This window comes from Dictyobacter arantiisoli, from assembly GCF_008326305.1.
GTDB lineage: Bacteria > Chloroflexota > Ktedonobacteria > Ktedonobacterales > Ktedonobacteraceae > Dictyobacter > Dictyobacter arantiisoli.
Window position 1 is genome coordinate 15,596 of sequence record NZ_BIXY01000077.1, and the last position, 19,793, is coordinate 35,388.

A 19,793-nucleotide genomic window follows, 5' to 3' on the forward strand; every position below is an offset into this window, starting at 1 on the left:
ATCCCGCATTTCTCACGTAGTTCAATATACTCAGGTGCGAGCCTGGAACCCGGGTTAAGGGGTGCAACCCTTAACAATCCCGCATTTCTCACGTAGTTCAATATATTCAGGTGCGAGCCTGGAACCCGGGTTAAGGGTTGCACCCTTAACAATCTCGCATTTCTCACGTAGTTCAATATACTTACGGTGTGACCATGTTTGGTTCAGCGCCTGTGTCGTATTTGGGATGTCCGGCGTGTGGGAAGCCGGCTGACTGCGGCGCGAAGGTCTGTGGCTGATCGGAGGCGTGCAGATCGGGCGGGAAAGGAGCAGATTGCTCAACCAGCGTCTGATAGGATGGTAACATCTGTCCCGCGTTGAAGGAGACTGCGGCCACGACCTTGCCCTGTCGCCCATAGACGGCGGTAAAACGGCGCATCCCAAACGATGCCTGCGTGATGACGACCTGATCCGCGACCGTCGGCAGGCCCACTGACTTGATACTGGCCCCAAACATGCTTGACCAGAAATTGGGCATATGAGTATGTGGACGATAATCAAAGGAAGGATTGAGCATATTATGGGCCGCCGTCTCAGCCTGGTCTATCGCATTGCCCCAATGCTCGACCGCCAGCAATTCCTCCTCATAGTGAAACAGAGGATGCGGCCAGCGCGCAATATCGCCTGCCACAAAGATATTCTCGACCACATCCCCTTTATTGTCCAGTGCGCGACAATAGGTATCACATACCACACCACGCTCATCAGCCGAGAGATTCGCCTTGAACAGCCATTCGACATTGCGCAAAGCGCCCAGCGCGATCACCGCGACATCCGCCTCAACCGTTGAGCCATCCGACAACTGCGCTCCCCGCAAGCGCCCCTGTCCATTCCCTTCCAGCGCCGTCACCACCGTATTCACACGCAAATCCACTCCGTATTTGCGCTGCTCCCGCGCCACAATACTTCCAATCGTTGTGCCCAGCGCGCCGCCCAGCGGAGCAGGTCCTCGCTCGGCCAGCGTGACCTCTAATCCCAGATCCCGACAGACCGAGGCTACCTCGCTGCCGATAAAGCCACCGCCCACCACCAATACGCGCTGGGGCTTCTGGGACAATAGCTTGTAGAGCTTGCTGGCATCATCGCGATTGCGCACCGAGCAAACTCCCTCTAATGCCGCCTCATCCGCATCGGGCCAGGGGCGAGCGCGTGTTCCCGTCGCGATCAGCAGATAATCAAAATCAGCCGTCTGACCATCCGCCAGCACCACCTGCCGCTTCAGCATATCCAGGCGTTTGGCTGGAACACCCAGCAGCCAGCGCGCATCCAACTTCACCTGAACGGGCAGCGTAATATGATCCACCGGCAACCAGCCTGACAGCACCTGTTTGGAGAGGGGAGGCCGATCATAGGGAGGATAGGGCTCATCCCCGATCAGGGTCAACTGGCCGCTAAAGCCCTCCAGGCGCAACGTCTCGGCGGCCCGTAAACCAGCCAGAGACGCCCCCACAATCACAATGCGTCTGGGAGCCGTCACCTCATCAATACGATTAGCCATGCTGCTGCACCTTCTGTTCTAACGCCTCATACGCTTCATCCTCTATCCCTATACTGATCGCCTGTACCGGACACGCCTTCGCGGCGCGCAACACCTGTTCGTCCAGATCATCCTCAGGAGCATAATTGTATTCCAGGGACTCGCCATTATGGAAGCGAAACACCGTGGGGGCGGCATAACAGCACTGCCCATAACTCTGGCAACGATTCAAATCAACAACAACTCTCATTAACCAACATCCTCCTCAAGTGCGCGATTGACTGACAGCCGCCACGCCGCTCAAGCATAGAGAAACACGATAGCTCATGCTTACGACTACATGAGCTTCCATCGACATCTATGAATGTACAGCAAGCATACTACGATCAATCCACAAAACGAGGGAAAATGTCAAATAGCAAGCATGGCCGCACAACCCAGGGTCCGTTTTTAAAGGGAACCGAACCCATTTGCCGCGCGACCATGCTCGCACATAACCAGAAACGCATCTCCAGCATATGGAGGTGAGGAGCAAGCAAGAGGTCAGTGCAGATGCTCGGGATCTCACCCCTCACTTGCCCGCAGAGAGGATCTACTCACACGCTAGTCGTCGTGATGACAGTGTCTGTGCTGATGAAAGAAACTGTGATCGAACTCGAATTGTTTCTGGAATTGGTCCTGGTCCTGGTATTGTTTCTGGTAATTGTACTGGTACGGGTTCGACGATGACGTGACATAGATGTCGTTTTTGTTGTAGTTTACAGGGTCGCCTCTATGTTCTTCGTCATCAACCTTCTTAAAGCATTTGGCTTCAAGTGAACCATATTCGTATTCAATTTTACATTTAGCGAAAAATTCCCAGTCTGGCCCATAGGGATTCCACTCGCTGTCTCCACTCGTTGTGGGTCCAGTCGAGATGGGCGCACCTGTTGTGGGTCCAGTCGAGATGGGCGCACCTGTTGTGGGTGCACCCGGTCCGATGGGAAAGATGTCCTTATGGATTGAAGTTGCCGCACTCGCGGGGTTAGCCAGTGCTGCCAGGGCTCCCATGCTAAGCATAGTCGTCCCAATGACTGTTACGATTGCCTTCTTCATCGAAACCTTTTTCATGTTCGTTCCCTTTCTCTTTTGGCTTAAGCATCAGATGACTCAATGCAAGCGCTCATATCTTTCTGACCCTTGCAAAACACCAGTGCAATTCTGTATGCGCCAGGAATGCGACCATAGCGCGATCTCATTCTACATATGAGTTCTTGCATCTGAGCTGATAATGAGAGTCCTTTGTATTTCTTTTAACTCTCCTTAACAGTATAAGAAGAACCTGAAATAACTTTAGTAAAATTATGGATGTACAAATATATAATTAAAAAAGGAAACAACAATTTTAATAGAATAATCTGTCTGGACGCCTGTATCCTGTGGCAGAACATTCCAATGCTCTTCTTGTCGCACCTTCGGCGCGAGGAGAGGAAGATGTGCGAGGACACTTCGCGCTCCGGCAATGGGCTTGCCGCCCCTTGCATCCCCACGTGCTGTCAGAACTGGAAAACCCTGATCCCGTACTATGCTGTGTTGGCGGGATGATCATTTTTCGGGTAGAATAGGGAAAGAGATGAGTTCATATGCAAAGGAGCAGGAAAAACATGGAAGAGGCTGTGATTGTTTCGGCACTGCGTACGCCGATTGGTCGCTATGGCGGAGCCCTCAAGGATGTGCGGCCCGATGATCTGGCGGCATTGGTGATTGCCGCGGCGGTGGAGCGCGCCGGTATCGATGCGGATTGTATTGAGGATGTCATTCTGGGTGCCGCGAACCAGGCGGGCGAGGATAATCGCAATGTGGCTCGGATGGCTCTCCTGCTGGCGGGATTGCCATTACATGTGGCGGGCCAGACGGTGAATCGTCTCTGTGGATCAGGCTTGCAGGCAATCAATAGCGCGGCCCAGGCGCTCCAGGCGGGCGCGGGTATCGCGTATGTGGCAGGAGGCGTGGAGAGTATGACGCGGGCACCGTTTGTGCTGAGCAAAGCCGCCAGCGCCTTCAGCCGCAACACGGAACTCTATGATACAACCATGGGCTGGCGCTTCGTGAATCCCCGCCTCGCCGAGCAGCATTATCCTTATAGCATGGGCGAGACGGCGGAAAATATCGCGGAAACCTACCAGATCAGTCGTGAAGAGCAGGATGCCTTTGCGCTCCATAGCCATCAACGAGCCTGCGCGGCCCGCGATGCCGGTCGCTTTCAAGCTGAAATTCTGCCGGTTCCCCTGCCTGGATCAGACAACGAGCCGCATAGCATGACGATGGATGAGCAGCCACGCGCCGCTACCTCGCTCGCTAAACTTGCCACCTTGAAACCCGCCTTTCGTCCACGTGGAAGCGTCACCGCTGGCAATGCCTCCAGCCTCAACGACGGGGCCGCCGCCCTGGTTCTGATGTCCCACAGCGGCGCGCAAGATGCGGGCATCCGTCCACGGGCGCGCATTATCGCCTCAGCTGTCAGCGGGGTTGATCCTGCCTATATGGGACTGGGGCCCATCACGGCGACCCGCAAAGCCCTCCAACGAGCGGGATTGCGGCTGGAGGATATCGATCTGATCGAGCTCAATGAAGCCTTTGCCGTCCAGGCCATCCAATGTATCCGCGAACTCGATCTCAATCCCGAACGTGTCAACGTCAATGGAGGAGCCATCGCCCTGGGCCATCCCCTTGGCTGTAGTGGTGCCCGACTGGTTGTGACGCTGCTCCACGAACTCGAACGCCGCCAGGCCCGCTATGGACTCGCCACGATGTGTATCGGCGTCGGGCAGGGCATCGCCACCATCATTGAGCGGATCGACACCAGGATCAGCAACCGCTAACAAATCAAGTAACAACACCCTTCACAGGTAATACCGCTTAAACAACGAGAATGACGATGGAGAAGTGTAGGTGCGTGCCGAGGTCGCAACCGAGGTGCGCTTTCCCGTTCCTCGTACGAACATCCCGCCCGTAGGCCATTCCCACTATCAGGGAACAGTGCAGAGCGTTGGGGCGAGAGAGTCCGTACGAGCAAGGGAGCATTGACCTGCGCTTACGCTCCGTGCAATGCCTCCGTTTTTCCTCATGATTCTCGTTATTTGGTGTTTTAAATGAACAGGCTAGAGTTGGCCGATGAGGCGCATGAGGTGTTGCAATTCGCTGTCGGCCTGCTGTACGGCGATGGGCAGGATGAGGAGTTCGTTCAGGCCAGATGCGAGCAGTTCTTTGAAGCGGTCAGCGATGGCGCTATCAGTGCCGGAGATGACCAGGCTGCTGATCAGGTCATCGGACATGACGCCACCCTCACCAACGGGGAAACCAGATTCGGCGAACATGTGGGCATAGAAGGGAAGATGCCCGTAGTAGCTAATCTGTTTACGGGTGGCTTCGATGACTGCAGGACGGTCTTCATTGACGGCAACCAGGACATGTGCGACGAGTGGTGGAACCGGGCGTCCATGTGCACGGGCCGAGGCTTGCAGGATTGGCAGGCTGGTCTTTAACAGGTAGGGGGTGGGGCAGAGCCAGGGGAGCGCGCCATCGGATATTTCACCGGCTAGCCTGAAGGCGTTCTCACCCAGAGCTGAAGTCAAAATGGGAATTTTCGCGGTACGTTCCAGCTTTGCTTTCACGGTAAAGTAGGTTCCCTGATGATCGACCTGTCCTTCCCAGAGGGCTGCACGCACAATATTGATGTATTCGCGCAGATGATCCAGTGGCTTGACCATCGGTATCCCATAGACGCCTTCAATGATGGGGCGATGGCTGGAGCCAATACCCAGGCGGAGACGTCCCGGAGCCAGATCATCCAGTGCCAGAGCCTGTCCGGCCATCGTCAAAGGATGCCGGGGATAGGTGGGGATAATTGAGCTTCCCAGGCGAATCGATTTCGTTTGGATGGCGACGGCGGCGAAGGCGGTGAGTGTATCCCCTGTCAAAGGAGACTGGGTACTCCAGATCTGACGCACGCCAGCTTCTTCAGCCGCAACGGCTTTCTTCGTAAGCGTTGCAGCATTGGAATCATTCAACACCAGACCCACACGCTCACGCACTGGAAGCTGATCTGCTACCTCAGCGGTATAAATGGATGTATTTGTCTGCATGATCTATCCTATCTACCTTTCTAATACTTACAATGTGTCTGATTCCCATCCCCAGCGAGATCTTGCTGCTCACCTGCTGGCAGGTGTGTGCGCCTGCGTCCTTTTTAGTATGTGCTGTAGAAAAGGTTCGAAGAACCTTTTCTACAGCACATACTAAAAATCTGTTTGAGCACCATTGGTGCGAAAACTCATGCGCCAGGATGGCGAAGACTATGGGAAACAAACACTTTGTTAGAAACTTAACATGAAAATTGTGTATTCTCTCTATCCACATAACCAATCAAATAGCATAATTATTCCATAGAAAAGCAGTCACAAGAAAAGCAGTCACAGGGCCATCTCAGAAAGCATCGCCATTCACAATCGATCTCAACCGCCCTTGCGGAAAACACGAGAGCGTGTAGAATACAAGCAGATGCGATCCATGCTTATCTTGAAAAGAATGACTACGTTGAAAGAAGGAGTTCTTGCCGCACACCAGATCCAGATCCACTGGCTGCTATCCCGATGCAGATATCACTGGGTGCCACAGAACAGAATATATCAGTATGTCGAATGATCTTACACGCTATCTTTCATTTACACGCGAGGAGTGGGCCGGGCTGCGCGCCAATACGCCGCTGACACTCTCAGAGCGCCGTCTGAAATCCCTGAGCAGTCTCAATGACCGTATATCCTTACACGAGGTCGAGATGATCTATCTGCCGCTCTCGCGCCTGCTCAACCTCTATGTCTCGGCCACCAGACAACTGCACGGCTCGACGGCGACCTTTCTCGGCCATCGTGCGCCCCAGGTTCCCTATGTCATTGGGATCGCTGGCAGCGTGGCCGTTGGCAAGAGCACGACCGCGCGCCTCTTACAAGAACTGATTGCCGCGTGGCCTGAGCATCCCAGAGTAGACCTGATCACAACCGACGGTTTTTTGCGTCCCAACCGTATCCTCAAGGAGCGCGGCATTATGACGCGCAAAGGCTTCCCCGAAAGCTATGATGTACGCCGCCTGCTGCGTTTCATGGACGACGTGAAATCCGGTCGTCCGGCGGTCAGCGCCCCCATCTACTCGCACCTTGTCTATGATATCGTGCCCGATTGCAACCAGATCATCGACCAGCCCGACATCCTGATCGTCGAGGGACTCAATGTCCTGCAAACCGGCGATGGACAGCCCAACAAGCAGCACAATCTCTTTGTCTCAGACTTCTTCGACTTCTCGATTTATGTCGATGCGCAGGAAGAGATCATCGAACGCTGGTATAGCGAGCGCTTCCTGACACTGCGCGAAACGGCCTTCCGCGATCCCTCATCCTACTTCACGCGCTACGCCACCCTCTCCACAGACGAGGCCATCGCCACCGCACGCGGCATCTGGCAGCAAACCAATAGTCCCAACCTGCGCGAAAACATCCTCCCAACCCGGGAACGCGCCCACCTGATCCTGCATAAAGGACCCGACCACGCCATCGAGACCGTCAGGCTACGCAAACTCTAAACAACCACCCTTCACGGGCAATACGCTCAAATACCAGAAATGACGATGGAGAAGTGTAGGTGCGTGCCGAGGTCGCAACCGAGGTGCGCTTTCCCATCCATCGTACGATCATCACCCCTCAACGCCCATAAGCACCGTGTCAGAGCCATGGGCGAGATTTCAGTACGAGAATGGATCCTAATAGGGTCGATTTTGTCCTGTTGAGGCGCTATAATGGAACAATACAAACGTTATTTTACAAGGCAGAAGGAATATAAATTGACAACAACAACCAATTCACTATGGCCTTTTTACCAGGGATGGGATAACTATCAGCAGCATCTATTGCAGGCAATTCGGCCGCTGACGGATGAGCAGTTGAACTTGCGGGTCGCGCCCCAGCAACGCACAGTACATGAGATCACGGCCCATATCGTGGGAGCGCGGGCAGGCTGGTTCCATTTACACCTGGGCGAAGGCGACGCCACCATGGAAGATCTGAGCCATTGGGATGATGAGGATGCGCCGATCCGCAGCACCAAAGAACTACTGCATGGCCTTGAAGCAACCTGGGCGATGATCGAAGATTGCCTGAAGCGCTGGAATCCAGCCAGCCTGAACGATAACTATATCCGCACACGAGACGGTGAGCACCGACCCATCACCCGCCAATGGATCATCTGGCACGTCCTCGAACACGATCTCAACCATGGAGGCGAACTCTTTCTCACGCTCGGCACCCACGGCCACTGGGTTCCCGACCTCTAAACACCATCAAAACCAACATACACGATTTTATCTGATGGAAAAAGTAGGTAGCGTACGAAGCGCAGCGCAGGCCAATGCGCCGTTCACGTACAACCATCTTGCCCCACCGCTCTGTATGTTCCCCGCATGACTGTTGAGGTTGGAAGAGACCTGGGCTACGGGCGAGATGGGATCAGCCTACGGGTGAGTGTATCGTACGAGACGAGGAAAGCGCACCTCGGTTGCGACCTCGGCACGCACCTACATCGCTCCCCTACTGCTTTTGTGCACCATTCCTTATTCCACATATTTGAGCGCTTTGAGCGCAATTGCTCTTTACGGGTGGCGTCAAACCGAATATTCCGAACCATGCGATAATCTTGACATCTCATTTGCAAAAATATATATTTACATTCTTTGTGCATATGAACAGAGAGTCAGGAATAATTTCGTGATAGATAATCACAATCAGGATATCCGTAAAGATGAGATAACAAAGGCCAGCATGCCACTTCCACTATGGCGTAACCGGGACTATCTGTTGCTCTGGGGCGGTCAGGTGGTCTCGGTAACTGGCGCGCAAGTGTCGCAACTGGCCTTTCCTCTGTTGATCCTCGCGCTCACACATTCACCCGCACAGGCAGGGATCGCTGCTGCGCTCCGTACTGTTCCTTATCTGGTCCTCAGCCTGCTCGCTGGCGCGCTCGTGGATCGATGGAACCGCAAGTTGGTGATGATCATCTGCGATCTTGGACGTTTTCTGAGCATGGCAAGCATCCCGCTGGCTCTGTACCTCGGTGATCTGACCATCATCCAACTGTATCTGGTCTCTCTGCTTGAAGGGACCTTCTTTGTCTTCTTCGATCTTGCTGAGGTCTCCAGCCTGCCCCAGGTTGTCTCGAAGGAGCAATTACCTGCCGCAAGCGCGCAGAATATCGCGACCTATAATATCGCGACGATGCTTGGCTCGCCGCTGAGCGGTCTCCTCTATAGTGTGAATAGACTCTTTCCTTTTCTTGCCGATACCGTCTCGTATCTCGGCTCTGTCCTCTCGCTCCTCCTCATTAAAACCCCATTTCAACAGGAGCATACGAGATCCACACGTGCTTTGAGGACCGAGGTCAAAGAGGGCCTGAAGTGGTTGTGGGATCAACGGCTCGTTCGCTCGCTGGCACTGCTGCTTTGTGGCCTCAATCTGGTGACCGGGGGAATCACGTTGATCAGCATTGTACTGGGACAACACCTGCATGCCTCGGCAGTAGATCTTGGTCTCCTATTCTTCGTCGCAGGCATCGCCGGGGTCCTGGGTTCTCTGGCTGCTCCGCTGCTCCATCACCGTCTAAGCTTCTTTGTGATCGCCATCAGCACCCTGTGGGCACAGGCCCTTCTCGCGCCTTTGCTGATCCTGGCGCCCAATCTGTTCACGCTTGGAGCCATTCTCGCCCTCCTCTTTTTCCTTTTCCCCATCTTTGATGTCCTGCAGCGGAGCCAGCGTATGGCCCTGATCCCTGATGCCTTACAGGGTCGCATCAATAGCGTCTACCGGCTGATTGTCTTTAGTAGTAATCCTGTGAGCCTGGCGCTGACCGGGCTTCTACTCCAGAACGTTGGTACAACATTCACCATTCTCCTCATTACAGGTGGCCTCACACTTATTGCCTTCTCAGCCACACTGAATCAGCACCTACGTCGGATAAAAGCGCCCCAGAGCAGGCGGGAAGGAGAGCCAGTGCGAGAGGGTCGTGGCCCTCCACCCGTGAAGGGTGGTTCCTACGGATGTGATCTTCCCCCAGTTTGTTGGAGTAGGTGGCCGAGGTGGCAACCGAGGTGCGCTTTCCCGTCCATCGTACAATCATTGCTCCCGTAGGCCATCTATCCGGCAGATGATGTTTTGAGACACATTACAACGCGTTGGGGGAAAATTTCGGTGCAAGCAAGAGGTAAGCGCACCTCCGTTGCGGCGTCGTGCCACACCTTCGTTTTCCGATATTTTCCACAATACAGCGAGCAGATAACCGCTAACAGTTATCTGCTCGCTTGTTCTACGATGATCAGGCGGCGGGGAGATGATAGGCGCGTCGAATGAGTTGGAAGTATTGATCTCCACGCACGACGACAAAGTTGGGGCCGAGATGCTCTACGACATAGGCAATATCGGCCGGGGTAAGTTTCCAGGCGACGGCGAGGGCGGCAATGAAGAGGGGTGCCTTTCCATTCCAGCCCGCGGCGTTGTTACGAATGGCACGCAGGAGTCCAACCCGACTCTCGCCAGTGATCTGGGTTGAGACGGGTACCTGGCCCGCGCCGATGCGGGTGGTGGTGCGCGCGTAAAACCAGTTTAAGAGGATGCCCTGCGTGCGGGCGCTGCGCAATTGTGTGACTGCTCGGGGCAGGTTCTGGTTGTCGTTGAGGTAGAATATGACATGCAGCCCTGTGCGTGCCAGATAGGTGTTCGACTGGCGCAAGAAGCTATTCAAGTTGCCAATCGGCCACTCGGATGGATAATAATAGCCAGCGCCCGATGGGCCAGAGATGAGCAGATCGTTGCGTGTGGCCGTTTGCTCATAGTAGCTCAGTATAGCGGGCGCGACATCGGCGAGCAACGGACTGACAGTCCAGTTGAGTGGTACACTACCACGGCCAGGACTGTTCCATAAGACACGCATGGCATGCTGATCATACTGAAGATTATCTCCTTCGCTGACGGTGATAGTGACATAAATCTTCTTTTTCAGGGCTGGCGCGGATAGCGTCTGGACACCCGGCAGGGCGGTCCGTACCCCTGAGAAGACGGTCATATTCGAGAAAAAGTCGGCGGCCAGGGTGTAAACACCATAGGCCGAGGCCATACGAACACCGCGCGACTCACTATCAAACCAGCCGAGATACGGCGTGCCAGGCCGCACGGAGGCGAGGAGTTGCCGAAAGAGCAGGGCAGTGGCAGGCTGCATGATCGGGAGCCAGCAGACCAGCGCACGATTCGCCACGGCATAATCGCGCAGATAGCCAGACGGCCCATAGCCTTCAGATGCCCTGTTATCCAGAGACATCGGGGACAGACCAATCAACAGACGATGTGTGGTACGCGGCCAGAGATTGTGAATCTGCCAGATATTCGCCGCCAGATTGTTGGCAAACTTGCCGCGTAAATCGTTCAAGAGCGGAAGATGATATTGATCCTTCAAACGCTGTATCAGCCGTGGACTCGCCACCACCCCACCCTCTAATCCAGCCAGCGTCGTCGCCACATTGATACTATCTGCCACGCGTGGATCATAGACGATCATGCCACGCACCTCATGCGTATATTTGGACACGATATCCCAGGGATCAGTATGAAAGGTAGCCGGAACAGCGAGAGTTTGCAGCCAGGTAGTTGCGCCTTCCCGAGGCTGATTCTCCACCAGATAGATCCGAGGCTGACTACGGTTGACAACGCCCTCCAGAGTGGAGAACAACAAATCGATATCCCCCGGCACATTATTAAGCTGTGCCACATCCAACGCCTGCGGTTGGGCAAAGGTCGGCAATGCCTGACTGGCCGGCCAAAAAATCCCACTACTCGCCCGTATCTGAGGGCTGGCAGGCACATGAACATTCGCGATGACCGTCGTACGCCAACCCAGCAATGCCATCCCAATGATCCCCAGACAAAGGATCAGAGAGGCGCGAGTCAGCCACGGCCTTGCTACGGTTTTCGACATCAAGCTTTCTCCTCATCACAACAAACACATACCGTAACCCTCGACGCAATAACCGCTCAGAGACACAGACAGATCATGCTCAGCCAGCACATCGAGCACGTTCAAAACGGCGAGCATTCCCCCTCAGCCCGCCTCAGATCATCCTTTGGACCTGAAAGGTTATCTCTCAGAGTATATATTATTTTAAGCTAATCAATGTATTCTAACACATCTAAACATAAAGCGCCATTAACGACGACATCGCATTCTCAGCCAGCAAAAAATCCATTTTACCCGTGTTTTAACCACAACCACACCACAGCCCAAACATGCTCACTATCCGCCATCTCTCACAAAATGCTCACCAATAGCAACGATTGCAGGAAACTCTCGTAGGGATGCGTACGAGGAACGGGCAAGCGCACCTCGGTTGCGACCTCGGCACGCACCTACACTCCCTTCGTGCTTCTCATTATTCTCCTGGAGCGGCATTGTCTGTCAGAATGTGTCAGCCCTCCAATACCTGCGGGATCTTGCTGCTCCCTGACTGGCAGGTGCTTGCGCGCCTGCGCCCTTTTTATTATGTGATGTAGAAAAGGTTCTTCGAACCTTTTCTACATCACATAATAAAAATCTGTTTGAGCACCGCAGGTGCGAAAACTCATGCACAGAGATGGTGGAGAGCATGGGAATTAAACACTTTGTCAGGGGTGGAAGAGGATCAAAAGATCCAGGCATGAAAGAGAACATTCATGCCTGGATCTTTTAAGATAGAATTCAGCTAACGCTTGCGGATGCTTAGTTTTTGGCGTCGAAGTGCACAGGCCGGATTGGCTTGAGACCTGCTTCGATTTCGGCGCGATGTGGCTCCAGGAAAGGAGGCAGGGCTAACAGTTCACCCAGATGCTCGATATCTTCATCACCACCAAAGCCCGGTCCGTCGGTCGAGATCTCGAACAGGACACCGTTGGGCTCGCGGAAGTAGATGGCTTTAAAGTAGAAGCGCTCGATGATGGGTGTGACACCACGGACGACACGCGCCAGCTTCTCACGCCACTGCGCATGCTCCTTTTCATCCGGCGTGCGGAACGAGACGTGATGGACACCACCGATGGCGGGACTGCCAAAGTTCAGGTCAGGACGGATATCGACATGGACCTCGGTGCCAGGACCGCCCGCACCCACTTCAAAGACCGCAATCGTGCTCTGCTGCTCTGAGATGATCGTATCAGCGCGACGGAAGCCCATTGTGCCGGTCAGTAGACGCTCGGTCAGAGCCACATCTCGTACCAGGATACGCACGCCATACAGGCCGCGCACGCGCATCTCAGCAGGCACGGGACTGCCCTTCCACGGCTGACCACCCAGTTTGCCCAGATCATCGACCAGCTCAACATGCTGTCCCTCGGGATCGGTAAAGGCCAGATACGCCGACTCATTCTTGCCGCGCACCTTGATACCCTCATGCTGCACCTGGAAGCTATCCAGTCGCGTCACCCACCACTCCAGAGCCGAGCGACCCGTCACACCCAGCATAATCGCCGAAATCGTCCCTACACCAGGACGATTGGGACCGGCCTGCGCCCAATCAAAGAACGTCAATGCCGTACCCGCGTGACCAATATCATCCCCATAGTACAGATGATAGGCGGCCACATCATCCTGGTTGACCGTCTTCTTGACCAGATGCAGGCCCAACACCTGCGTATAAAACGCTACATTCAAAGACGCATTACCAGTAATCGCACTGATATGATGTAATCCAGTCAGCTGCATAATTCCCAACTCCTTGTCAGTAATTTCATGACTATCTATCGTTACTTAGTTTAGAACTAAACCCTCAACGCAAAAAAAACGTTATCGAAGTGAATGATCGAGCTTATCCAGCAAGCGCAACAGAGTCCGCACCTCATCGGTAGACAGCCCCTCAAACGACTGCATGATCATATCCTCTTGAAAAGGAACCGCGCGCCGATAGAGATCCTGTCCGGCCTCCGTAAGCGCCAGCGTATTGCTCCGGCGATCCTGACAGCGTTTAAGCAAGCCCTGGCCCTCCATTCGACTGAGCAATTGAGAGATATTGCCCTTCGTCACCAGAAGGCGATCCGCCAGCTCCTGCTGCGTCATCCCACTCGTCGTACCCACACGGGCCAGAATATCGAACTGAGCCGTACTCAATCCCAACGTCCGTAAATGGACCACTGAACGGCGATCGATCTTCTGAAAGACACGAAACAAACGCAACCAGGCCAACACCGACAATCGCAACGCCATCAAATTATCCCTTTCACTCATCAACAAAGACAGTTTAGCACTAAACCGTCTTCCCGTCAAGGGCTAGAGACGGCAACGCCGCATCCGTACCCCAACGCGAGAGCATGGCGAAACATACAGAGCGTTGGGGCAAGATGCCCATACGAGCAACGGAGCATCGACCTGCGCTTGCGCTCCGTGCGATGCCTACGTTTCTCATCATTAACATATAACGCGTATGTTTATGCGTATGGTATCTTTGGCGAGCAAACCTGAACCGGGTTAGCTGGCGCGTACCGGGGTGATACGGATCGGCTGGCTATATTCCGCGGCCATCTTCTCGGGCGTGAAACCAATAGCCTTGATGCGTTCGGCATATTTCTCCAGATAAAGCGGGATGGTCACCTGGATGGTGTCAGGGGCCAGTAACTCGGCTGTGCCCTCGATGGTGATGGGATCAGAGCCGTTATGCGTATTGTCAATGGCAAGCAGGACATGGGGATTTTGCTTGATATTGCGCACCTTCTGATTTACAGGACGGCTGAATATCAAAATAGTCTCGCCATCCCATAAAAACCAGACGGCGACCGCGTGGGGACGTCCATCGGGGCGCACGGTATTTAACCAACCAATCTTATCTTCACGCAAGCGCTGATCAATATGCGCATCTCGCTCCTGAGTCAGATCGAGTAACTTTGCCATCATAAAATTCCTTTCATCGTATCAAAAAAACATACTACATACTTTGTAACAGAGAGCAGTTATTCTTTATTTCATCATCCCGATTCGTCATCTTCCTGATTGTTGGCTACTTTCATTTTCATATCGACGGCGAACCCACCCTTGAAGGCGTTCCCTTAGTCAGTACCCTGCTCGCATCCATCATGCTCGTCATCGTCTGGAGCAGCCTCACCACATCCTACGCGATCCGCCATCGGGTCTGAGCAACAAAATCATAAAAACGAAGGCTGACGGAGTTTGCGTCCTGATCCTGGCGTGCATGAAAGCGTTCCAGGGGTCGCACGACCTCTTCGGGTGGCTGCTACGGATGGATCGCTCCCCCATTCCACTGTGTGAGGGCGAGGGAGGCAAAAAGAGGTTGGAACTGTATTGAAAAATGCGGTAAAATACGGTATAATCTATTCATGGAGCATGTATATTCGCCAAAGCAGTTCGGGAAGTTCATCGGCAAGTCGGTCAATACCTTGCAAAAATGGGATCGTAAAGGGATCCTTCCTGCGTTCCGCAGCCCGACGAATCGTCGCTATTATACGCATGAACAATACTTGCAGTACCGTGGGCTCATTGCTCCACAGAGTGGGGTGGTGATTGCGTATGCCCGCGTCTCCTCCCCTGCCCAAAAGAAAGATCTTGCCATTCAGCTGCAAGCGTTGCGAGCCTATTGCCAGGATCAGACGATTCAAGTGGATCAGTGGATCCAAGACGTCGGTTCCGCCCTCAACTACAAACGCAAGGGGTTCAATTCCATCATTGAACAGATCGAACTGGGGCAGGTACGTCAACTGATCATTGCCTATCAGGATCGCTTTGTGCGCTTCGGCTACGACTGGTTTGAGGCGTTCTGTCAGCGCCACGGCACGGACATTCTCGTCATCAATGATGAAACGTTCTCACCCGAAGAAGAACTGGTGCGGGATGTCATCGCCATCGTCACGGTGTTTTCTGCTCGTTTGCATGGATTGCGTTCCCACAAGAACGCCTTGCGTGCAGCAGCATGGGGCAAGGAAAAGCGCGATGATCAAAGCCCATAAAATCCGTCTGCATCCCACTCCCGAACAACTTGCCTATTTCTCCCAGGCCGCTGGCATCTCACGGTTCACCTGGAACTGGGCTCTGGCCGAGTGGAACCGGCACTACGAAGCCGGAGAAAAACCCACTGCATTCAAGCTCAAAAAGCAGTTTACTGCCATTCGGCGAGAACAGTTCCCCTGGACCTGGGACGTGACGAAAAACGCGTCGGATCAACCGTTTTTCGATCTGGCGAAAGCGTTCACCGCCTTTTTTGAGAAACGAGCCCAACGACCTCGCTTCAAGAGCAAAAAGAAAAGCAAACCCAGTTTTTATCTGGCTAATGATCAGTTTGAGTTGAAAGACCACCATGTCTGGATACCCAAGCTTGGCTGGGTCAATCTTGCGGAAAACCTGCGCTTCAAAGGCAAAATCATGGGAGCGCGTGTGACCAAAAAGGCGGATTGGTGGTTCATTTCCATCACGGTGGACATCCCTGATGAAGTCCCGCAGAAGCGACCCGCAGCCGTTGGGGTGGACGTCGGCTTGAACCGATTAGCGACCTTGAGTACGGGCGAGGAATGCGAAAACCAAGCATTCCTCAAAACGAACCTCAAAAAGCTCCGTCAGGCCAACAAACGGCAGCACCGCCGCACACCGGGATCAAAGAATCGCGAGAAAGCACGGCAACAGGTGGCTCGCTTGCATTATCGTATCACCTGCAAACGTGACGATGTGTTGCAAAAGCTCACCACTCGGCTGGCAGATTGTTATGGCATCATTGGCATTGAGGATCTCCATCTCAAAGGATTGCTGAAAAACCGCAGCCTGGCTCGCTCATTTTCTGATGCAGCCCTGGGCAAACTGTTGGACCTGTTGACCAGCAAAGTCGAGCAACGAGGTGGGCAGGTCGTGAAGGTAGGAAGGTTCTTCCCCTCAACCAAGCTCTGCCATGGATGCCAGTGGAAATGGGACGAGATCACGCTGGCGGACCGCGTGTTCGTGTGCCAAAATCCTGACTGCGCCTACCATCTTTTTTCGCAAGATCGCGATCACAATGCAGGTCAGAATATCCTGCGGGAAGCCCTTCACTTGATCGGGCTCATTGATCAAGTCGTCAACGGCAGTAGCTCCGACGAGGACGCAAACTTGCCTGTGGACCTGGGGTAAGACCAAAGCGTTTCGGCGCAGCGGCCCCTGGGGAGGAAGCAGGAACAATGAACGATGCTGGAAGCGTGTGCGTGCATATGTTTTCCTACAGTAATCAGAGCAGATAAATAGCGGGATATCCCAATGGCTCGCGAGTACTTGTCAGGTTTGCTATGATAAGGATTGCCGGGCTTGCTTTGCAGGTCCGAGAATCTGGCAATCGAGCATAAAGGATACGTTGTGATGTTTGAAGGTAAGAGATGTGGTCTCCTGTTTCTGGTGGTGCCCGCTACGGCGGCGCTTGAGGCACTCCTGCCCCGGCTATTAGAGGATTGTCCCGCGCTCAGTGCGGCGCGTTTAGAGGCGACGGCGCTCGAAGAGCAGATGCTGGCAGGACGCGATACGCTGGCGCTCTGCTCCCTGCGCGAGGGCGCACGCTGGCGCAAGCGCTATCCCGATACGGTGCGCTTACTGGCGCTGGAGACACCCAATGGCGCGGTGACCGACTATGTGGATTATCTCCTCACTCCTGAGAATCTGCTGCAACAGGTACAAGGAATCATCCTGGCGGAGCGCAGTCGGCGGCAGGTCGTCAATCAGCGCAGCATGGATCGACCACGCCACAGCTTTGACTATACCGCAACCGCCTATGTACTCTCCAAAGACTATACGAAGGTCCTGCTGATCGAGAAGGCTGATGGACGCTGGTTCCCACCCGGCGGACATATCGAAGAGGGTGAGTATCCCCATGAAGCGGTGGCACGCGAGGTGCGCGAGGAGACCGGCTATGAGATCCAGTTTCTCCAACAGGAAGAGAATACATTGGAGATAACAATGGGTGAGGCCACGCTACTTCCAGTCCCTTTTCAGGTTCTGCTTGAGAATATTGCAACCCATTATCATCATGATTTTATTTATCTCTGCCACGTGGCAGGCGAGCAGCAAGCCGGGGCCGAATTTGAAGGCCATTGGATAGAATTGGCTCGCGTGCCCGCGCTGCCCGCGCCAGATGATATCCATGCTAGCGCCCGGCAGCTACTCAAACTCTTTGGTGAGCAGGCATAATCCTGCCTCTCCATTCCATTCTGCTTGCTTATCTTTGCGGCGGAAGGAGTAGAAAGTAGATGCCCAGGATGGTCAAAATACAAATGATGGCGGTGACACCGATAAATTGTGCCCGCTTGAATTTGTGGATCGCCTGCATCGAGAGAATGAGCAGGTAGACGCTGTACAGGTGCGGCAGATAGGGGAGCCAGGATGTAGTGCCGGGAATCAGCTGTAAGACAGAACTGAGCAGCACCATAGGGACACCAAAGAGGGCCAGCGTATAGAGCTGCTGTACATATCTCCCCTGCCCTCCCAGGACGCGGCCCATGGCACAGAGAATAGCCCCCGCGATCAAGAAGGAAATGGGCGTGGCGGCAATGATCAGGATAGCCGTCACGCCATAGAGCATCAGTTGCTCGGTCTGCGCGCTCATACCCGCCACCGGCGTCAGGCTGGATGGCGAGATCAGTAAGGCGAGAATGGTCAGGATGGCGCTCAAAACGCTTAAACCGATCAGTTGAATCCAGATACTACTCCAACGCGCATACTGCTTCTCCTCCGCAAATGTCTGTATCGATGGATGCAACATCACTCGCAGATATTGCTTGCATAAGTCACCAGCTCCCCGACGAGCCATTGACGGCTCGCGGGCAGGATAAGAGATTTTATCTGACAAAACATGCCTCCTTGCTACACTGATAATGATGTACCAATAGCTGTTTTTTAATCATTATCGCTTTTTTTGGGTCTGGGCGTCAAGTAAAAAACACTGTTGCAGCAACAACACCTGCACAGCGAAAAAAACACAGCATAAAGAAAAGGCTGTGCTTCTACCATAGCCCTTTTTTGAAGCGTATGGACAAATAAGGACAGAGTTGTGCGCTTACTCGGGACGGCAGTCTATAAATTTCAACTCGCCGATGCAATCAAGGGGCTGCGCTCGACTGAGAAAGCTCGCTTTGCGTGGCGGACGATACTGTTGGGTAAAGCAGAAGCGGGCACCGGTTGTCAGCTCATATGCCTCCGCCAGAAGTGCACGCGTGGATTGTCCATCCTCCAGCGTGGCATACCCGTTATAGATCAGCACTCCCTGCTCAACTCCACTGGAGGTCAGGACGGCTGGTACCGCCTTGCGCGCCTCTTCCAACGTCTCCGTTTGCAACACGATCATCGTTGTCCTGATATTGAGGACCGGAATCAGATCCTCATCTCCCATGATCGAGTCTAAACCCATGGCGACGGATTCATGAACAAGCGCCAGAAGTTCAGCACTGAGATCTTCTAGCCGGTGAGTTTGTTCTCCCATATACATCGCCCTTTATTCTTACTAGAGATATGCTGTACGACAACTGAAATCATTTTTTCATTCCCCATAATACACCGAATGCTTGCCGTTGTCCAAATCTCAGGGATAAGTACCAAAAACAGCAGCATGTTCAACGTTTTCCAGCAGCTTTAGCCCACACAAAAATCAGTGCTTGACGCACAAAGACACAAAGATCAGTGCTTGACATTCTAGCATTCTATGCTATATTTAATGCAGGCAGGGTTCTTCTCGAACCACCCCCTATATACCAGCGTATTACTATACGTACCGTGTTCGGTGGAGATGCAAAAGCTTCTGATGGATCTTTTCCATGTTCCAACACGTCTTACCTTAAGAGATTGCTCTGCCAGCTTTCCCCAACGGGGCACGGCAAAGTCACCGACGATTCAATTATCCCTCTTCCCACACAAGCTCATCAATATATAATACGAAACAATACAGTTCAGGATAACATATGCCTACCCATCTAGTCCTACCGCTTTCCACTCTCAATACAGCGAGCCGAGACGGCAAACCCACGCTGCGACTACCCCTCACGAGCAATACATACCGCTTCATGAAGAGGAATGAAGGCGAGAGGAGCCATCCGTAGCAGCCACCCTTCACGGGCAATACCGCTTAAATAGCGAGAAGCGGAGGAGATGAATTCTGTAGAGACCGACGAGGAATGGGTTGCAGGAAGTCGGCAAAGGTGGTGTTCTTCAAGGTGATGTTTTGATGCTTTGGTTT

Annotated in this window: 18 protein-coding genes; 7 read left to right on the forward strand and 11 right to left on the reverse strand. The window is 53.6% G+C overall.

Annotated features, from left to right (window positions below):
* Positions 1-181 precede the first annotated feature (181 nt).
* The 3 genes from F1593_RS20845 to F1593_RS20855 all read right to left on the reverse strand — a co-directional run bounded on the left by F1593_RS20845 (position 182) and on the right by F1593_RS20855 (position 2,626).
* The gene (locus F1593_RS20845) at positions 182-1,537 is read right to left on the reverse strand and encodes an NAD(P)/FAD-dependent oxidoreductase (RefSeq protein WP_149403495.1); all 1,356 of its coding nucleotides are present in this window, start codon (positions 1,535-1,537) and stop codon (positions 182-184) included.
* Positions 1,530-1,766 (reverse strand): ferredoxin, encoded by a 237-nt coding sequence (locus tag F1593_RS20850; protein ID WP_149403496.1) that lies wholly within the window; start codon positions 1,764-1,766, stop codon positions 1,530-1,532. The genes F1593_RS20845 and F1593_RS20850 overlap by 8 nt, the downstream gene beginning before the upstream one ends.
* Before the next feature lie 353 nt (positions 1,767-2,119).
* Positions 2,120-2,626, reverse strand: a complete 507-nt coding sequence (locus F1593_RS20855) for a hypothetical protein (protein ID WP_149403497.1) — start codon at positions 2,624-2,626, stop codon at positions 2,120-2,122.
* A 533-nt stretch (positions 2,627-3,159) separates the two neighbouring features.
* On the opposite strand from F1593_RS20855, the gene F1593_RS20860 reads away from it, so the two are divergent.
* On the forward strand, positions 3,160-4,377 hold the full coding sequence (locus F1593_RS20860; RefSeq protein ID WP_149403498.1) for a thiolase family protein: 1,218 nt from the start codon (positions 3,160-3,162) through the stop codon (positions 4,375-4,377).
* Positions 4,378-4,656: 279 nt separating this feature from the next.
* Here F1593_RS20860 and F1593_RS20865 read toward each other — a convergent pair whose 3' ends face one another.
* A complete protein-coding gene (locus tag F1593_RS20865) occupies positions 4,657-5,640 on the reverse strand; it encodes an LLM class flavin-dependent oxidoreductase (protein ID WP_149403499.1) in 984 nt (327 codons plus the stop codon).
* A 548-nt stretch (positions 5,641-6,188) separates the two neighbouring features.
* Between F1593_RS20865 and coaA the strand changes: the two genes are divergently transcribed.
* From coaA to F1593_RS20880, 3 genes are all read left to right on the forward strand, one after another.
* On the forward strand, positions 6,189-7,130 hold the full coding sequence (coaA, locus tag F1593_RS20870) for a type I pantothenate kinase (protein ID WP_149403500.1): 942 nt from the start codon (positions 6,189-6,191) through the stop codon (positions 7,128-7,130).
* 258 nt (positions 7,131-7,388) lie between these two features.
* On the forward strand, positions 7,389-7,877 hold the full coding sequence (locus tag F1593_RS20875; RefSeq protein WP_235932647.1) for a DinB family protein: 489 nt from the start codon (positions 7,389-7,391) through the stop codon (positions 7,875-7,877).
* A gap of 430 nt (positions 7,878-8,307) precedes the next feature.
* On the forward strand, positions 8,308-9,723 hold the full coding sequence (locus tag F1593_RS20880) for an MFS transporter (protein WP_149403502.1): 1,416 nt from the start codon (positions 8,308-8,310) through the stop codon (positions 9,721-9,723).
* A gap of 184 nt (positions 9,724-9,907) precedes the next feature.
* Here the strand turns inward: F1593_RS20880 and F1593_RS20885 are convergent, their stop codons facing one another.
* The 4 genes from F1593_RS20885 to F1593_RS20900 all read right to left on the reverse strand — a co-directional run bounded on the left by F1593_RS20885 (position 9,908) and on the right by F1593_RS20900 (position 14,497).
* Positions 9,908-11,560, reverse strand: a complete 1,653-nt coding sequence (locus tag F1593_RS20885; RefSeq protein ID WP_216368944.1) for a GxGYxYP domain-containing protein — start codon at positions 11,558-11,560, stop codon at positions 9,908-9,910.
* A gap of 777 nt (positions 11,561-12,337) precedes the next feature.
* On the reverse strand, positions 12,338-13,315 hold the full coding sequence (locus F1593_RS20890) for a ring-cleaving dioxygenase (RefSeq protein ID WP_149403503.1): 978 nt from the start codon (positions 13,313-13,315) through the stop codon (positions 12,338-12,340).
* An 81-nt stretch (positions 13,316-13,396) separates the two neighbouring features.
* The gene (locus F1593_RS20895) at positions 13,397-13,813 is read right to left on the reverse strand and encodes a MarR family winged helix-turn-helix transcriptional regulator (RefSeq protein WP_149403504.1); all 417 of its coding nucleotides are present in this window, start codon (positions 13,811-13,813) and stop codon (positions 13,397-13,399) included.
* Between the two features lie 261 nt (positions 13,814-14,074).
* The gene (locus F1593_RS20900) at positions 14,075-14,497 is read right to left on the reverse strand and encodes a TIGR03667 family PPOX class F420-dependent oxidoreductase (protein WP_216368945.1); all 423 of its coding nucleotides are present in this window, start codon (positions 14,495-14,497) and stop codon (positions 14,075-14,077) included.
* A gap of 440 nt (positions 14,498-14,937) precedes the next feature.
* Here F1593_RS20900 and F1593_RS20905 point away from each other — a divergent pair, with 440 nt between their 5' ends.
* From F1593_RS20905 to F1593_RS20915, 3 genes are all read left to right on the forward strand, one after another.
* On the forward strand, positions 14,938-15,564 hold the full coding sequence (locus F1593_RS20905) for an IS607 family transposase (RefSeq protein ID WP_149403505.1): 627 nt from the start codon (positions 14,938-14,940) through the stop codon (positions 15,562-15,564).
* Complete coding sequence (locus F1593_RS20910; protein ID WP_149403506.1) at positions 15,548-16,711, forward strand: RNA-guided endonuclease InsQ/TnpB family protein; 1,164 nt, start codon at positions 15,548-15,550, stop codon at positions 16,709-16,711. The genes F1593_RS20905 and F1593_RS20910 overlap by 17 nt, the downstream gene beginning before the upstream one ends.
* A gap of 222 nt (positions 16,712-16,933) precedes the next feature.
* Positions 16,934-17,755: an NUDIX hydrolase gene (locus F1593_RS20915; RefSeq protein ID WP_149403507.1), complete on the forward strand. Its 822-nt coding sequence runs from the start codon at positions 16,934-16,936 to the stop codon at positions 17,753-17,755.
* A 28-nt stretch (positions 17,756-17,783) separates the two neighbouring features.
* Here F1593_RS20915 and F1593_RS20920 read toward each other — a convergent pair whose 3' ends face one another.
* From F1593_RS20920 to F1593_RS29070, 3 genes are all read right to left on the reverse strand, one after another.
* Positions 17,784-18,413: a Yip1 family protein gene (locus tag F1593_RS20920; RefSeq protein WP_149403508.1), complete on the reverse strand. Its 630-nt coding sequence runs from the start codon at positions 18,411-18,413 to the stop codon at positions 17,784-17,786.
* 207 nt (positions 18,414-18,620) lie between these two features.
* Complete coding sequence (locus tag F1593_RS20925; protein ID WP_149403509.1) at positions 18,621-19,043, reverse strand: hypothetical protein; 423 nt, start codon at positions 19,041-19,043, stop codon at positions 18,621-18,623.
* Positions 19,044-19,590: 547 nt separating this feature from the next.
* On the reverse strand, positions 19,591-19,793 hold a 203-nt coding region (locus tag F1593_RS29070), incomplete at its 5' end, for a hypothetical protein (RefSeq protein WP_216368946.1).

What these genes read in the sequence shown, in the direction of transcription:
- coaA (WP_149403500.1), top strand. Translation starts at nt 6,189, where the DNA reads ATGTCGAATGATCTTACACGCTATCTTTCATTTACACGCGAGGAGTGG.
- F1593_RS20925 (WP_149403509.1), bottom strand. Translation starts at nt 19,043, where the DNA reads ATGGGAGAACAAACTCACCGGCTAGAAGATCTCAGTGCTGAACTTCTG.
- F1593_RS20885 (WP_216368944.1), bottom strand. Translation starts at nt 11,560, where the DNA reads ATGTCGAAAACCGTAGCAAGGCCGTGGCTGACTCGCGCCTCTCTGATC.
- F1593_RS20865 (WP_149403499.1), bottom strand. Translation starts at nt 5,640, where the DNA reads ATGCAGACAAATACATCCATTTATACCGCTGAGGTAGCAGATCAGCTT.
- F1593_RS20905 (WP_149403505.1), top strand. Translation starts at nt 14,938, where the DNA reads ATGGAGCATGTATATTCGCCAAAGCAGTTCGGGAAGTTCATCGGCAAG.
- F1593_RS20910 (WP_149403506.1), top strand. Translation starts at nt 15,548, where the DNA reads ATGATCAAAGCCCATAAAATCCGTCTGCATCCCACTCCCGAACAACTT.
- F1593_RS20895 (WP_149403504.1), bottom strand. Translation starts at nt 13,813, where the DNA reads ATGGCGTTGCGATTGTCGGTGTTGGCCTGGTTGCGTTTGTTTCGTGTC.
- F1593_RS20890 (WP_149403503.1), bottom strand. Translation starts at nt 13,315, where the DNA reads ATGCAGCTGACTGGATTACATCATATCAGTGCGATTACTGGTAATGCG.
- F1593_RS20915 (WP_149403507.1), top strand. Translation starts at nt 16,934, where the DNA reads ATGTTTGAAGGTAAGAGATGTGGTCTCCTGTTTCTGGTGGTGCCCGCT.
- F1593_RS20855 (WP_149403497.1), bottom strand. Translation starts at nt 2,626, where the DNA reads ATGAAAAAGGTTTCGATGAAGAAGGCAATCGTAACAGTCATTGGGACG.
- F1593_RS20850 (WP_149403496.1), bottom strand. Translation starts at nt 1,766, where the DNA reads ATGAGAGTTGTTGTTGATTTGAATCGTTGCCAGAGTTATGGGCAGTGC.
- F1593_RS20900 (WP_216368945.1), bottom strand. Translation starts at nt 14,497, where the DNA reads ATGATGGCAAAGTTACTCGATCTGACTCAGGAGCGAGATGCGCATATT.
- F1593_RS20845 (WP_149403495.1), bottom strand. Translation starts at nt 1,537, where the DNA reads ATGGCTAATCGTATTGATGAGGTGACGGCTCCCAGACGCATTGTGATT.
- F1593_RS20860 (WP_149403498.1), top strand. Translation starts at nt 3,160, where the DNA reads ATGGAAGAGGCTGTGATTGTTTCGGCACTGCGTACGCCGATTGGTCGC.